10 protein-coding genes are annotated in these 15,557 nt (G+C 46.2%); all 10 read left to right on the forward strand.

Going from position 1 to position 15,557, the window contains the following annotated elements; translation table 11 throughout:
• The first annotated feature begins 1 nt into the window (after window position 1).
• The 10 genes from U0033_RS11315 to U0033_RS11360 are packed head-to-tail and all read left to right on the forward strand — an operon-like array spanning window position 2 to window position 15,555.
• The gene (locus tag U0033_RS11315; protein WP_072356565.1) at window positions 2–1,054 is read left to right on the forward strand and encodes a hypothetical protein; all 1,053 of its coding nucleotides are present in this window, start codon (window positions 2–4) and stop codon (window positions 1,052–1,054) included.
• A 34-nt stretch (window positions 1,055–1,088) separates the two neighbouring features.
• Window positions 1,089–1,559, forward strand: coding sequence for a phage tail protein (locus U0033_RS11320; protein WP_072356563.1), 471 nt, complete (start codon window positions 1,089–1,091; stop codon window positions 1,557–1,559).
• 2 nt (window positions 1,560–1,561) lie between these two features.
• Window positions 1,562–2,026 (forward strand): phage tail protein, encoded by a 465-nt coding sequence (locus U0033_RS11325; protein WP_072356560.1) that lies wholly within the window; start codon window positions 1,562–1,564, stop codon window positions 2,024–2,026.
• Window position 2,027: 1 nt separating this feature from the next.
• On the forward strand, window positions 2,028–2,210 hold the full coding sequence (locus U0033_RS11330; protein WP_072356558.1) for a DUF5908 family protein: 183 nt from the start codon (window positions 2,028–2,030) through the stop codon (window positions 2,208–2,210).
• The gene (locus U0033_RS11335) at window positions 2,200–2,895 is read left to right on the forward strand and encodes a CIS tube protein (RefSeq protein WP_072356555.1); all 696 of its coding nucleotides are present in this window, start codon (window positions 2,200–2,202) and stop codon (window positions 2,893–2,895) included. Before U0033_RS11330 ends, U0033_RS11335 begins: the two co-directional genes overlap by 11 nt.
• Window positions 2,895–4,667 (forward strand): type VI secretion system tip protein VgrG, encoded by a 1,773-nt coding sequence (gene vgrG / locus U0033_RS11340; RefSeq protein ID WP_072356552.1) that lies wholly within the window; start codon window positions 2,895–2,897, stop codon window positions 4,665–4,667. Before U0033_RS11335 ends, vgrG begins: the two co-directional genes overlap by 1 nt.
• A 1-nt stretch (window position 4,668) precedes the next feature.
• A complete protein-coding gene (locus tag U0033_RS11345; protein ID WP_072356550.1) occupies window positions 4,669–4,962 on the forward strand; it encodes a PAAR domain-containing protein in 294 nt (97 codons plus the stop codon).
• A 16-nt stretch (window positions 4,963–4,978) separates the two neighbouring features.
• Window positions 4,979–5,404, forward strand: a complete 426-nt coding sequence (locus U0033_RS11350; RefSeq protein ID WP_072357063.1) for a GPW/gp25 family protein — start codon at window positions 4,979–4,981, stop codon at window positions 5,402–5,404.
• Between the two features lie 13 nt (window positions 5,405–5,417).
• Window positions 5,418–9,737, forward strand: coding sequence for a baseplate J/gp47 family protein (locus tag U0033_RS11355; RefSeq protein ID WP_072356549.1), 4,320 nt, complete (start codon window positions 5,418–5,420; stop codon window positions 9,735–9,737).
• 10 nt (window positions 9,738–9,747) lie between these two features.
• On the forward strand, window positions 9,748–15,555 hold the full coding sequence (locus tag U0033_RS11360; protein ID WP_072356548.1) for a hypothetical protein: 5,808 nt from the start codon (window positions 9,748–9,750) through the stop codon (window positions 15,553–15,555).
• Window positions 15,556–15,557 lie beyond the last annotated feature (2 nt).

Raw genomic sequence — 15,557 nt, forward strand, 5'->3', positions numbered from 1 at the left:
AATGTCTACTACCTATAATTACGATGCATTGGCAGCTGGCTGGGACGCTAAGATTGCCGATTGCTGCAACACCAACACTACGACTGACGGTGGATGTACTGATTGCTGCTACGATACCTGGCAGGATCAGCTCAAAGACGTAACACAACGCGCTGCGTCTGTTACTGAAAAAACCACACAGCTGCAAAATAAAATCGTCTTCATTACAGACAGACGCAGCCGCTATAAAGCATGGCTCGACGAACTGGATAAAGCTGAAACACTGGCACGTAATATCTGTCACCAGCTGGAGATCATCGCTACCCAGGCAGACAAGATCTGGTACAATGCCAGCAAAGCCTGCAAAGCGATCGAAACCCTCTTCTGCATGATCAGGGATTTCTATAGCCAGGTGGATTACATTAAGAAAAGATACGATGACCTGCAGATCTGCATTCAGAAGAATGATGATCCTGCGCTTGAAAAAGGCAAAGGCATCCTGAAAGCACTCGATGACTATGGTACCAAACTGACTGCCATCATCGCTACCCGCGATGCCCTGATTGCCCAGGCGATAGATGCCGTACGACTGGCCAACCTGATCATCGATGCCATTACCAGCAAAGACTGCACCTGCGATTTCAAACCATGCGATAGCAATTATCAGCCGTTTAAAGTTCCGGGTGAAGCAAAGCACTATTATGGCCTGAAAACTATTATTACCACCTGGTATAATGTACTGGGTTGTGCCAGCGGTTGTCCTGGCGACGGTACAAATCCATCCTCCTCTACCACTGCTCTTGTGAAGAAGAACAACGGTCCTTCAACTGACGAAGACTGTGGTACAGACAATGGTAACGATACCTGCGAACTGACACCCATCCTCTCCTTCCCCATCTGTGCGGATAGTTACCGCACTACTGTGCAAGCCCTTTTTGAAAAAGATGACAAATCCCTGGTGACCCTGTCTAAAAAGCTGAAAGAAGCCAATAAAGACAAGGAAGCCCTGGATGCCTGCAAGAGCAGTCTCACCAATGCGATTGCAGTAGTAGATCCAAAATCAAGGTGTAATTAATCAAATTTTATCACGCTCAAAATTATAAATGCATATGGCAGCTAAAGGCGATTACCCAATTCCTAAATTCCACTTCCAGGTAGAATGGGGTACAGATTTCAGGATGGGATTTACCGAAGTAAGCGGTCTTGATTTCGAAACCGAAGTGATAGAATACCGCGAAGGTAACAGCAAAAGATATAATAAATCCAAACAGGCCGGCCTGCGCAAGTTCAGCAATGTAACGCTGAAGCGCGGCACCTTTGAAGGTGATTTTGACTTCTATAATGAATGGTCCAAAACCTACTACTTCCAGGAAGGTAACAAGACGGGTTCTAAATTCCGTAGAACTGTGACCATCAAATTGCTTAACGAAAACCATGAAGCCATCATCACCTGGAAACTGCTCAATGCATGGCCTTCGAAAGTGAACTCTACCGACCTGAAAGCCGACGCCAATGAAGTGGCGATCGAAACGATGGAACTGGTACACGAAGGACTTGAAATCATGGAAGCTAACAACTAATCATGGCAGAAAACGTAGCAAATTCCTTTTACCAGACCGTGAACTTCCACTTCAGGGTGGAGTTCGTAACTGACACGGAAAACATCGATGTGCGCTTTCAATCAGTCAGCGGACTGGATGCTACCCTGGATACGGAAACGGTAAGGGAAGGCGGCGAAAACCGCTTTGAGCATGTGATTCCGGTGAGAAGAAAGTACGGCCCCCTCGTATTAAAGAGGGGGCTCTTATCTCCCTCACAAAGTTCGATGCTCACCAAATGGCTGAAGGAAGCCTTCGACGATGAGAAGGTGAAACCCCTCCAGCTACTACAGGTATCGTTGCTGAATGAAGCGCACCAAACACTCATGTTGTGGAAACTCAGCAATGTATGGCCACGCAGCTGGAAAATAGGTGAACTGAACGCTGAACGGGGAGAAGTACTGATCGAGACGCTGGAACTCAACTATAACCGTTTAATATTCGAATAAGATGCCTATAGAGATCCGGGAACTGGTGATCAAAGCCACCATCACTGATGATGCGGCAGCTGGCGGCAGCGGTGCCGGCACTTCAGGTAGTGGTGACAACAACAATGTATCACCCGGCGAAGAAATGATAAAAGATACCCTTGACAAGACCATGGATGCTATAAAAGATAGAAATGAGCGATAATAATCACCTGGTAAAACTGAAGATACATTCCTTTCCCAACAGGGATTATACAGGCGAAGAAACGGTATTTACCCTGCCTGTAAATCCTGAATCATTCACCAAGAACTACAAGGTAGACCTGGATGAAAGAAGAGGTCATGGCAACAATGGTACGGATGTACGCTTCAAATCTACTGCCCCCGAGGAGTTGCGGCTGGAATTCATACTGGATGGTACGGGTACGATAGAAGGCTACCTTGACAGTTTGAAAACGGTGCCCGTAACCCGGCAGCTGGAAATGTTCACACACTGTGTATACAACATGGACAGTAATATTCACCGTCCGCGTTTCCTCCTGCTCATCTGGGGTACCGACATTAAGTTTCGCTGTGTGCTTTCCAACCTGGACATCAATCATACCCTCTTTACACCCAAGGGAGATCCTCTGCGCGTAAAGCTGAATGCCACCTTTCTGAACTATGTAGCCAGGCAGGAAAGACAGGCCCGTGACAGAACAAGCTCCCCTGACCTTACGCACTACAGAAAGGTAGTACAGGGCGACCGGCTGGACAACCTGACCAATACGATCTATAACGATCCCGCCTACCTGATGCAGGTAGCAAAGGTGAATGGCCTGAGTACCTTTCGTAGTATCAAAGCAGGTACTGAGCTGTATTTTCCACCCTTTGACCAAACTGAAAAGTAATGGAAGAAATACTGATACCAAACGACTCACAGCATGATGTAGCTACCTATACGCTACTCGTGAATGGTACGGCAGTATCCCCGGACTACCAGATCCTTTCCATTACTGTCACCAAAGAAATTAACCGCATTCCCATGGCCCGCATTATCCTGCGGGATGGGGAAGCACCCGATAAAACATTTGCCATCAGCGACGAAGACCTGTTTATTCCAGGTAAAAGTATCGTGATCAGAATAGGAAGAGATGGCGATAACACACAGATCTTTAAAGGCGTCATCACCCGTCATGCTATTAAAGTAAAAGAGAATGGCAATGGTGAACTACAGATTGAATGCAGGGATGACGCCATGCATATGACGCTGGGCCGGCATAGCCGCTATTTTGAGCAGGTAAAGGATAGTGAAGTATTCGATGACCTCATTGGGAAATATGCACTCAGCAGCGAAACACAGACTACTACCCTTACTCATAAAGAACTCGTTCAACATCACCTGAGTGACTGGGACTTCATGCTGCTGCGCGCTGAAGCCAATGGCATGCTGGTCAACGCAGATGATGGGAAGGTGATCATTAAAAAACCGGATACCACTGCTGCCCCTGTTTTACAGGTGAGCTATGGTTCTTCCGTACTGGAATTTGAAGCGGACATCGATGCCCGCCGTCAATGGAAAAACGTGGCCGCCCGCTCCTGGGATTACAGTAACCAGCAATTATTTCAGGCGGATACAGATGGCGTGTCTTATTCCGAACACGGCAACCTGAGCGGACAGGATCTTTCTGCTGCCATGAAACAATTGCCTTTTGAGCTGCATCATAGCGGTCATCGCCTGGAGCAGGAACTGCAGGACTGGGTGAATGGCACCATGCTGAAAAGCCGTATGAGCAAGATCAGGGGCCGTGCACGCTTCAGTGGTTTTGCAGGTATTAAACCCGGTGACATGGTAAAACTGGATGGCGTGGGCAACCGTTTCAAAGGCAATGCTTTTGTAACGGCGGTCAGGCAGGAACTGGGTAAAGGTATGTGGGATACACATATTCAATTTGGCCTGGATCCTACTCCTTACGCTTTTCTTCATCATGATATGAACGATGCACCTGCTGCCGGATTAGCAGGAGGCATCAGGGGCCTGCAGATAGGTATTGTGGTACAACTGGAAAATGATCCTGACGGGCAGGACCGGATCCTGGTACGCATTCCTGTTATCGACAACGATGCCCAGGGAATCTGGACCAGGATAGCCAGCCTGGATGCAGGTAAGGACAGAGGCGCATTCTTTCGTCCTGAAATAGGTGATGAAGTGATCGTAGGCTTTATCAATGATGATCCCCGCGATGCGGTGGTGCTGGGTATGCTGCATAGCAGCGCCAAACCAGCCCCTATCAAAGCACAGGATGCAAATAATGAAAAAGGATTTACCACCCGCAGTAAAATGCACATTTCTTTTAACGATGATACAAAAACGATCAGCATTGATACGCCGGCCGGCAATAAGATTGTATTGGACGAAGCCGGCCAGCAGATCACTATTACAGATCAGAACAGTAATAAGGTGACGATGGACTCCGGCGGCGTGAGCATGGAAAGCCCGATGGACATTAAGCTGAAAGCGGGTGCGAACCTGAGCCTGGAAGCGGCAGCTTCACTGACTATCAAAGCGAACTCGCTCTCTATGCAGGCCAATGCAGATGCATCTCTTTCAGGTGGTGCGAGCACCAAACTGACATCAAGTGGTATTACAGAAATAACAGGATCATTAGTAAAAATTAACTGATATGCCTCCAGCAGCAAGAATATCGGATATGCATACCTGCCCCCTGGTGAATCCGGGTCCGGTTCCACATGTAGGAGGTCCGGTGACAGGGCCTGGTGTACCTACCGTAATGGTAGGTGGCATGCCGGCAGCAGTGGTAGGTGATATACTGGTCTGTACAGGGCCTCCTGATACCATTGTGAAGGGTTCTGCGACCGTGTTGATAGGTGGACGGCCGGCAGCCCGTATGGGCGATAATACAGCCCACGGAGGAGTAATTGTGGCAGGGCTCCCTACTGTGATGATTGGCGGATAAACCTAAAAAAGAAAACATGAGCACAATAGTAAACTCATTCCTTGGCCGCGGCTGGTCCTTCCCTCCTACTTTCAACCAGCAAACGGGTGCGGTGGAACTGGTAAGTGACTACGAGGACATCCACGAAAGCCTTAACATCCTGCTGAGCACAAGCCTGGGCGAAAGAGTGATGCAACCCAAGTATGGCTGTAACCTCAACGATTATTTGTTTGAACCGCTGAGCAGCTCTATGATCGGGTATATCAAAGACAGGGTGCAAACCGCTATCCTCTTTTACGAACCCCGCATCATTGCAGACAAGATTGATGTGACGGCCGACAGCTCTTTTGACCTGATTGAAGGCCGCTTCACTATTTCGGTTGAATACACCGTACCTGAAACCAATTCCCGTTTCAATTATGTGTACGATTACTATAAGAACGAGGCATTAAAGCCAGTATAAAGAATCAATAACTATGGAATGCAATCACCTGCTCCATCCATTTCAACATGATCCCGGCACCAGCCAGCGTCAGCGTGTACTGGACGATCTGCTCTCCAGTACCACACAGATCGATGGCAGGCAATTGTCCGATCTGCTGGATTATTTTGTACAGCTCTCCAGGCACGTTAACTACTACGATGCACAGGGCGGTGTACTGATCAATGCCGGCGACTGGCAAGCCTTCTTCCGTAACAGTACGCCTTTTACGCTGAGCGCGATCAATAAATACAACCTGCCGGCTAAGAAAGAAAAGCTGGATGGCTATTATTACCTCTTTGGTAAGAAGCCCTCTGCCAGGGGTTTACAATTGCTGCTTCAATACACCTGGTATTATACCATCAGTCGTGTAGATGCCTGGTACCAGCAGGTGAAAGATAGCGGACTTGCACTGGAACCCCTCCTGCTCCATGTGATCAAAGATAAACTGCGCAATAGCCTGGTAGAATTTATTGCGCTCGATAATGCGGCTGCTTCCCAATTTGCTATCAAAAGAATTGACTTTCGCGCCTATTTTGAAAGTGACTACTGGGTCCTGGATATCGATGACCTGTATGCCGTATCGTCCTTAAACAGTCTTACGGATATTGCTGCTGCCGTAGTGAATGTATTCAACAACAGTCAGCAGGTAATAGACAGCATCAGTACAGCTGCCGCTGCGGATATCGAGAATAGTTTGCTGCCCCTGAAAGCAGCATTGCAGCAACAGCATACTCCACACCTGGGTTTACTGTTTGCCTTCCTGAAATTATTCCGCTACCTGCAGGATGACCTGAACAGCTTTGCAAAAAAGCACCTGGATTTCTTTTATCAGCAGGTATTACAATTAAAGCCAAGGCCCGCGCAAGCAGACCAGGTACACATTATTGTGGACATCCAGCAGCAACTGGAACAATACCGTTTACAGGCAGGATTGCTGGTAAAGGATGGAAAGGATAACAACAAAGCCGAAGTACTTTTCTCGCTGGACAATGAACTGGTGGCTAATAAGGCACAGGTGGCAGATGTACGTACCCTCTTTGTAAGCAACGGTGTATATATGGCGCCAAATGCACTGTTTGCAGATGGTGTATCGCAGGGCACACCGGACAGCTGGCCGACCATGGGCAGTCATTATAGTAAATACACTGACCCTGAGCAGAAATTTACCTATCCCTATCCGCATGCACGATTAGGATTTATATTAGCATCCCCCGTGCTCCTGTTGAATGAAGGCAAACGTACTGTCAGCATAAAATTGGTTTGCGGCCTGACAGATGCTTTTGATCTGTACAGCACTGTTGCCGGACTGATTCAGCAAACCTACTATTATATCAGTAAACCTCTTATCAAACAGGCGGTGAAACGCGGCATCAGCGCTGCACTGGAAGCCAGCCTTTACACCTTCCTGCTGGAGAAACCTACACAAACGCTGTGCTATAACCCACAGCTGAAATACAATTATGATGCACTCATCACCGAAGCTGAATTTAACAGTTTGAATACAGGTGATACACTGAAGGATATTTTCCCGCCACAAAAGGCACTGAACGTATCATTCAGTGGTAAAGAAAAATGGCTGGATGCAGATGAACTGAGTATTACGTTCGATCCTGCATTGAACGGGAACCAGTTCTCTATAACGATCAATGCGACGCTGCAGCCCGCCAGTCCTGCGATCGTATTTTACGACAAGGGTAAATTAAAAGAAGATTTCAATACCACACAGCCGGTAGTCAGGGTATTATTAAATGACCTGATTGCCATGCGGCTGCCGGGCAATAAACAGTCTGAAAATTACTGTTGCCTGTCTGTACCACCCACTACAGATGACATTGAAGTATCGCTCTATTATTTCTTTAAGCATGTTATACTAAAAGATAACAACATTGATGTGATGGTATGCGGGTTGAAGAACTTCATTGTACAGAATGATGATAGTCCGATGGACATCAATGGAATTATCTATCCCTTTAGTTCCAGGCCGCGCCTGGGTTCTCATTTTATACTCAGTTCCAAAGAGATCTTCAACAAGAACTGGACGGCTATCAATTTGAGATTGAACTGGAAGGACAAGCCTGGGAGCCTTGAGACCTACTATCATGGATATGAGGATCTGACGACTACCCCTGCCATAGAACAATCTCATTTTAACGAGGATAATTTCCTCTTTACGGCAGACTTCCTGGATCATGGCAGCTGGCGTAATTACAATGGAAGCAAAAAGCTCTTTAGCAGCGATACACCTGCTGATAAATTCTGCGGCAATGAGGGTCCGGTGTACTTCTTTAATTTCAAGAGGAATAATTTTACAGGCATCAATGCCTACAAAAGGAATGATGGCATTAGCTATACCGATGTTCCCTACACAAATGGCTCCCAGGACGGTTTCCTGCGCCTGTCACTGACCTCTGTACATAACCTGGACTTCCAGCATGCAAGATATTCTTATGTGCTGACCAGGCAAATGCTGGCCCTGGGCAAGTACCCGGAAATCTACGTAGGGCCTGTTTATGATGGCATATCGCCTACTGGTACTTCTACGGCACAGGTACTGACATTTAACGAGGTATTTGATGCTGTAAAGCATTCTTATGAGCTTACAACGAATATCCGTAACAGGGCCGATCAGCTGTTCGATAAACTGTGGCTGAAATACCCGGAGCAACCTAATACGCCGATCGATTTTTCTGATGGAGAGTATAAGCTGGCATTGGGTAATCCACCTCCTGATGGCCAGCAGCCTTTTCCACCTCATCCGTTTCCTTTATATCCGAATGGCGTACCGGACAATGCCCCCGACTGGAATGGGTATAACCTGAAGCGCATGCTCGATTATGAAGAGGACCAGATACTGAAGCCAACGTATGATAAGATCGTAAAGTTGCAGAATATCAGGGTCGTGATCCCTAATGAACCGTATACGCCAGTGATCAAAGGCATCTCACTGGATTATACAGCCACCGCAACAGTCAAAGATATTGACCTGATTCACCTGCATCCATATACAGGCACGTATCAACCAGTGAGTATTACAGCCAGTCCGACGCTGTTTCCATTATTCACTGATGAAGGAAATTTATTCATCGGTCTGAAAGATCTCCTGCCGGGCAATAACCTGAGTGTATTGTTCCAGCTGGCAGAAGCTACCGCCGATTCTGAAGCTGAACGGCAGCAGGTACAATGGTATTACCTGGATAATAACCAGTGGAAAACATTGCGTACAGGTTTTGAAGTGCTGGATGATGCGACCGACGGCCTGACTATTTCCGGCATCATCCAGTTCTCCCTGCCGGCGAATATGACAAACGAAAACACCATTTTACCTAAAGGACTTCACTGGATCAAAGCAGCGATCCCAATTAACAGTAAATCTGTTGCAGAGGCGATAGGTATTCATACACAGGCCGTGCGGGTGACTTTCACCAACGATGCAGCAAATGATAAGATGCGCCTGACAAACGCGATGGATGCTAATCAAATTTCCAAACTAAAGGAAGCAGATGCAAAGGTAAAGAAGATCAGTCAGCCCTATCCTTCTTTTGGAGGCAGTGTTCCGGAAGAACAGGGTCAGTATTATGTACGTGTGAGCGAGTTATTGCGTCATAAGGGAAGAGCGATTCAGAAATTCGACTATGAACGGATCGTACTGGATGCCTTTCCACAGGTATTCAAAGTCAAATGTATCAATCATAGTCATGCACTGGATGCGGCCGCATTTACAAACGACTTTCCCATGGCCCCCGGTCATGTACTGATAGCGGTAATCCCGGATCTGAACAAGCTGAAAGCCTCGCAAGCCTTTGAACCCAAAGCCCCATTGAGCCTGTTGGAAAAAATCCAGGAGGGCCTGCAAAAAGTAGCTTCTCCATTCGTAAAACTGCGGGTCATGAACCCCAGGTATGAAAAGGTGAACTGCTGCATCCAGGTAAAATTATATCCCGGCAAAGATAAAGGCTACTACAAGGATAAACTCGCTGCTGACCTGCGGGAATACCTTGCGCCATGGGCAGTAGGTGTATATGATAAGCTCAGCTTCGGCCAATGTATTTACAGATCAGATATTGTCTACTTCCTGGAGACGAGAGATTATGTAGATTATGTACAGGACCTGCGGCTGTGGCATGAGGGAGATACTACCGGCACTGATGTGACCAATGTATGCCCCCTAACACCCCGCAGTATTCTCATAGCCGGTGATGTAGAAGTGAACATTCCGGAGGATGAAAATGAAAACTGGGATCGCGAATATACCTGCGGTAACCAGCCTACACCAGTGATGCAATATTGTGAAGATTCCGTAACCCCCAAATAAGTAAGCCACCATGGCAGATGTTTTAAACGAAACGACAGTCATCAGTAAGCAAAATGCCGGCTTCCCGGACTACCTGGATTTTACAAAGTTAAGATCGGAAGGGATCGGTTACCTCGCGCAATTGTCTGGCAAGATCTGGACAGATCACAACGTACACGATCCAGGTATCACCATACTGGAGACCCTTTGTTATGCACTGCTGGATCTGGGCTATCGTACCAACCTGCCTGCAGTGGATCTGTTTACACCTGCACCAGGCAGTACAACTACGGATAATAACTTCTTTACCCCTGCGCAGATATTTTCCTGTAATCCTGTAACGATCCTGGATTACAGGAAAATGTTGATTGATATTGACGGAGTGAGAAATGCATGGTTGCAGGTGGTGGATGATTTTAATGTAGAGCAGTTCTGTGGAAATTATAATACTAATCGCGCAGGTATTTCACTGAATGGTCTTTATAATGTGTATATAGAACTGGAAGATAATGCCGTGGAAGCGAAGGTACTGGAAATGGTGAAAAAGAGCCTGCTGGCGCATCGTAACTTCTGTGAAGACTTCCTGAAGATTTATATTTTATGCAGGCAGCCACTGGGTGTAACAGCGGATATAGAACTGGCAAATGGTGCGGACCCTGAAAAGACCTACCTGGACCTGATGCAGCACCTGCAAAACTTCTTCTCTCCTGCCCCACAATTTTATACCCTGCCACAGTTGCTGGACAAAGGTGTATCGATGGATGAAGCCTTTGCCGGCAGACCTTATAATGTAAACAGTAGTCATGGATTTGTGGATACGGCGGAGTTTGAACAGATCATTTTAAGAAAAGAAATTCATACTTCGGATGTATACAATGTACTACTGTCTACAAATGGGATTAGCAGGTTACAATCACTGAGAATAAAGTTCTGCGACAGGGATTCGGATGAACGCTGGAAGATTGCGCTTCCTGAAAACCATATTCCGTTATTGAATCCTGCCTGCTGTGAATTCAGGTTTACACGGAATGGTATTCCTGTTTCATTCGACTTTTCAAAGTACAATGACCTGTTGCTGGTGAACTTCCGCTATACCGGCAAGATCACGTATACACAGCAATTCCCGTATTTAGATGCAGCCATACCTACAGGGGTGTATAGAAAGGACCTGGCAGATTATTATTCAATTCAGAATGATTTTCCCCGTGTATATGGTATTGCCAAAGGAGGTCTTTCCCCAAGTTCGACTCCTTTGCGTAAAGCACAGGCTTTACAGTTAAAAGGCTACCTTTTATTCTTTGATCAGTTGCTGGCCAATTATCTTACCCAGCTGCAACATATACGTACGCTCTTCTCCATGTCTGCTACGGGTGAGCAACATTCTTATTTCATCAATGGCCTGGATAGTGTGCCGGATCTGGATAAGCTGCAGAGATTCAGTGATGGATCACTGGGGAATACAGGGGATACCCTCTGCTTTCCAATTGACAGGTCTATCATCGACACTGCAGACCTGTTGACAATAGATATCAGCCAGCTGACACCGGCCACTTTTGAAACGACCGCTGATAATGCAGTTGCTATTGCGCAACTGGAAGATGACCTGCGTAATAACAATGCAACGATTACCGTCATCACCCAAAAAGACGGCTGTTGTTTTTACTACATTACCAGTACTGCAACTGATTTCGTTCTGATCAGCAAGCGCTACTATCCGGATGCGCTGAGCGCCAACAATGCAGCAACGGCTTTGCTGTATATGGGCACGTTTGACAGTAACTACAATGCATTCCTCTATGCGGCAAATACCCGGTATTCATTTGAGATCAGCTTCAACCTGAGCAACTATGCAGTATACCTGCAACAAATTGCCGAGGATGAGCATCAATATGCCGCACGCAGACAGGGTTTTCTGGATCATTTATTATCCAGATTCGCTGAGCAGTTCACAGACTTTGCCGTCTTATCTTATGGACAGAGCCAGATTGAAGCAAAAGAGAACTTCTTAGGTAATTATAGTGAACTGAGTGCTGACAGAGGTAGTGGTTATGATTACAGTAAAATTAATGACATCTCAGGATTTGAAAAACGCTTCCTGGCCTTAAGTGGTAATACAGATAATACACAGCATACCCTGTGCAATTTTGAGGTGGTACAATATGCTGAGCAATACTTATTCTCACTACCTGTCGGCGAAAATGACTATTTCCGTAGTACAGTGAAATATGATACACGTGCAGAAGCACAGGAGGCTGCAAAAGCATTGCTGACACAACTGGGAGATCAGAAAAATTATACTACTGAATACCTGGCACATGAACAGGCATATGTGATTAAGGCGAACAACGCCACTTTTTCCATGAAGCAACCTACAGCCGAAACGGCGAATTCGGTGATTAATGGTTTGCAAAGATTATATACTACTGATATTGCGCCTGAAGATGTGTACATCTATACTTACAGGTATAATGCGGTATTGAAAGATAGTGCGGGCAACAAGGTCAGGATGTTAATCGCCCCTTCCCCGGCTGAAGACCAGGCGCATACACTGGCGGTACAGGAGATCAGTCAAATCAATGAGCCGAAGGTATGGGAAGATACGGAAACACCTTCCCAGGCAATTGGTGTACTGGCATTTGACGAAAAGCAGGCAACTACTTTTATTGATACTGATGCATTTAAGATTGGCGACAATGACATCATTGACAAGCCGGATAAATTGTCTTATGCATTGGTGGAGAAGAAAGGGAACCGCTTTAAATTCACACCGCTTGCAGAATTTGATAACAAAGAACAGGTACATACACATGCTTTCAGACTGCTGGTACTAATGCTGAATGCGGCTAATTACGCCATCGCGAAGGAAGCTGATGGCGATAAATACCTCCTTTCAATCAATGACGGAGAAACGCCAATAGCAGTATGTGCAATGGAGACCAATTCTGAAGCTGCTGCACAGGCCTTGCAGGATAAGATCTGGCGTATTGTCAATGAGTTCAGGTATGATATGAGCATCAACCAGGCACCAGATACCTGGAAGTTCAATTACACCATCGGTTATCATCCTGAACAGCGATATACCTTTACAAGCCAGGAGGCGTATAACACCCAGGCGACTGCGCTGGAAGCAGCGAAGAAGTTTACTACTGCATTGCCTCAGTATAAACTGAATGGAGCTGATTTAACTGCCAATAAAATCAGTAGCCGTTTGTCTGCAGAGGTACCACTGGATGAAGGTATTAATTCCCTGCTGGAGATCCGGAAAAATATAGAAAGCCTGCGTAGCGCGACGGATACCAAAGCTTACGATGCGTATGTACAGATTGATGAAATCAGCCAGTGCGGGCAATATGTATACAGACTGGTAGACAAAGATCATCCTGTAGCGGTAAACAATGTTATTATAGATGCCCGTAAACAGGTGATCCCGGATTATCTTGAAATCTACCTGGGGGGAGATATTATTGTACAGGAAGGTAAATTATACTATTACCAGATAAAGACGATTAATCGTACTACACCAGACAAAGAGATCGTATTATACAAGAGTACAAGCGGGTATAATAGCCAGGATGAGGCCCTGCAGGCTTTCAGGGCCGAATACCTGCTGCTGTTGCAAGAGGGTACGCAAGTCACAGATCCTGTATTAGCAGCCACCTACCCAATCAAACAATTATTCAAAAGAGCAGATTGCGATGAGTTTTATCGCCGCTTCTACCCTTGCGAGCAGAATCCCTGTGCTGCCATCAAATCACAATGTTGTTTTACTGATCCGGATGAGGCGGTGTACTATTTCTCATTAGGTGAATGGCAGAGTGTGAATTATTATTCTGATCCGGCGGCAGCGATGCAGGCATTCAGGTTCTTCCTGATCCTGCTGCAGTATGCTGGTAATTATACGAATACCTGCGATTGCAATGGCACAACCCGTACTTACCTGAGAGAAGTACTGGCAGAGAGTACGACCCGTTTTCTTACACCTGATGATGCATGGGGCGACCAGGGGGTACAGTTGTTTATTAATACAGGCGAATTTCAGCGATATAGTCATTCCTGCGCTTACAGCTTCTTTATGGGTAGCACAGAGCAATTGATCATCCATCCTTGTGAATATGATGATGTGGCTAAAAGAGAGGATGCCAAGATTGCCTTATATAATCAATACAAGGCAGTGGCGGGGAAAAAACCTTTTACGACCAGCGATGAAAATGGCAGCAGCATATTAAAGGATAATAATGGCGTTCCTTTTGCAACTGTGCCACAGGCAAGAGTTTGTAACTGGGTGGATGTAATTGATGCTTTGCAGAATGAAAAGAATATCATTGCCGGTAGTAAACAAAATGACTATTACCTCACGAATGCAAATCAGCAAAGGCTGGTCACTGCATATGCTGCGGTGACAGCGATTCCTTTTGAAACCTGGAAGCAACAGTTATTAGGGGTGTTCCAGTATTACAATAATCTGATCAGGTTAGGTGAGGATAAACAATACTATATCAATATTCCTTTCTTACAGGATAAAACCAATGTGATCAACTCTCTCAGCAGTGAGGTTTGTGACCGCTGGATGATCAAAAATGGTTTTGCCAGCTACAGGGATGCGGTGCAACAATTACTAAACCTGCTGGCGATGCTGGGGGATTATGAAAACTACCGGAGTAGTTTTGATTGCAGCTGTGGACCATATGGGGTGAGCTTCTATTCTCCGCGATATAGTTGTGGTTGTAGTACACCGGATGGGCAACCCAATCAGCCGGCCGATTTACTGCCTGCTGCCGGGGAAATGCTTGCCTGGAATCCACAAAAATATACCACTGCTGAAATGGCTTGCGAGGCAGTGAAGAGAGCCCAGAAACTGATCAATAGCGAGGGTTTGCATGTAGTGGAGCATATTCTGCTGCGTCCGCACTGTGAGTATAACTGTGGTTGTTACCTTTTGCCGCACCAGGCTGAGTTGTTTAGTCAGTGTAATTTCCCCGATCTGGTAGCGGGTTATGATCCTTATTCATTTATTGCGACCGTAGTATTGCCTGCCTGGCCGGAGAGATTCAGGAAAGACGGGAACAGGCAGGTGATTGAGAACATGCTGCAAAGAGAGGCGCCGGCGCATGTATTGCTGCGGATTATATGGCTACGGCCGAAAGAATTCTGTGAATTTGAAGGGTATTATAAACAATGGATCCGGTGGATGGCGAATAAAACGGTTTGTAATGGTCCGTTTGATTTCAATGCTTTCCTGCAGGTGCTGACAAGGAATGTAGAGACACAGGATTTTCAGCAGCAGGTGAATGAGTTGTTTGACTGGAAAAGCTCTTGTGATGATTCAGGACCTATATTCACCGTGGCATCGGTGAAGGCAGAGAATGCACATGCGGAGGTAGTAACAACTGCTCCAATCAGTATTGATACCAGCAGCAAAGCCCGGATTATCAACGGCCGCCTTAACGCACGCAAAAAAGCCATCAAAGAACTATCCACTGAGATCAAAGACAAACAACTGGCTGGCATGATCAACACTTTTTCCGATGCTGCCGAACCGTCCTTCACGCAATACCAGCAAGCCATAGAAAAGATTCTCAGCCACTGGCCTGGCGGTAAAAAGAAGATCCTGAATAAAAAACAGGCTACTTCTCTCGTCAGCTTACTCACCGGTAATTACCTGGACAAATACACCTTCGGTGGCAAAGACATCAGCGGGCTCACCTCCCTTAAGCCTGTATTGAACCAGTTAAAAGCCAAAATGCCTTTAGCTGATATCTACAAAGAATGGAACGCTACTACAGTAGCAAAGTACGAGCCGTCCTTAGATCTCAGTCAAATTGAACATCTCTTTCAATAATA

Origin of the sequence: Chitinophaga sancti (assembly GCF_034424315.1) — a bacterium.
GTDB lineage: Bacteria > Bacteroidota > Bacteroidia > Chitinophagales > Chitinophagaceae > Chitinophaga > Chitinophaga sancti.

Coding starts and splice junctions, on each gene's coding strand:
- U0033_RS11350 (WP_072357063.1), top strand. CDS start 4,979: ATGAGCACAATAGTAAACTCATTCCTTGGCCGCGGCTGGTCCTTCCCT.
- U0033_RS11335 (WP_072356555.1), top strand. CDS start 2,200: ATGAGCGATAATAATCACCTGGTAAAACTGAAGATACATTCCTTTCCC.
- U0033_RS11320 (WP_072356563.1), top strand. CDS start 1,089: ATGGCAGCTAAAGGCGATTACCCAATTCCTAAATTCCACTTCCAGGTA.
- vgrG (WP_072356552.1), top strand. CDS start 2,895: ATGGAAGAAATACTGATACCAAACGACTCACAGCATGATGTAGCTACC.
- U0033_RS11325 (WP_072356560.1), top strand. CDS start 1,562: ATGGCAGAAAACGTAGCAAATTCCTTTTACCAGACCGTGAACTTCCAC.
- U0033_RS11355 (WP_072356549.1), top strand. CDS start 5,418: ATGGAATGCAATCACCTGCTCCATCCATTTCAACATGATCCCGGCACC.
- U0033_RS11360 (WP_072356548.1), top strand. CDS start 9,748: ATGGCAGATGTTTTAAACGAAACGACAGTCATCAGTAAGCAAAATGCC.
- U0033_RS11330 (WP_072356558.1), top strand. CDS start 2,028: ATGCCTATAGAGATCCGGGAACTGGTGATCAAAGCCACCATCACTGAT.
- U0033_RS11345 (WP_072356550.1), top strand. CDS start 4,669: ATGCCTCCAGCAGCAAGAATATCGGATATGCATACCTGCCCCCTGGTG.
- U0033_RS11315 (WP_072356565.1), top strand. CDS start 2: ATGTCTACTACCTATAATTACGATGCATTGGCAGCTGGCTGGGACGCT.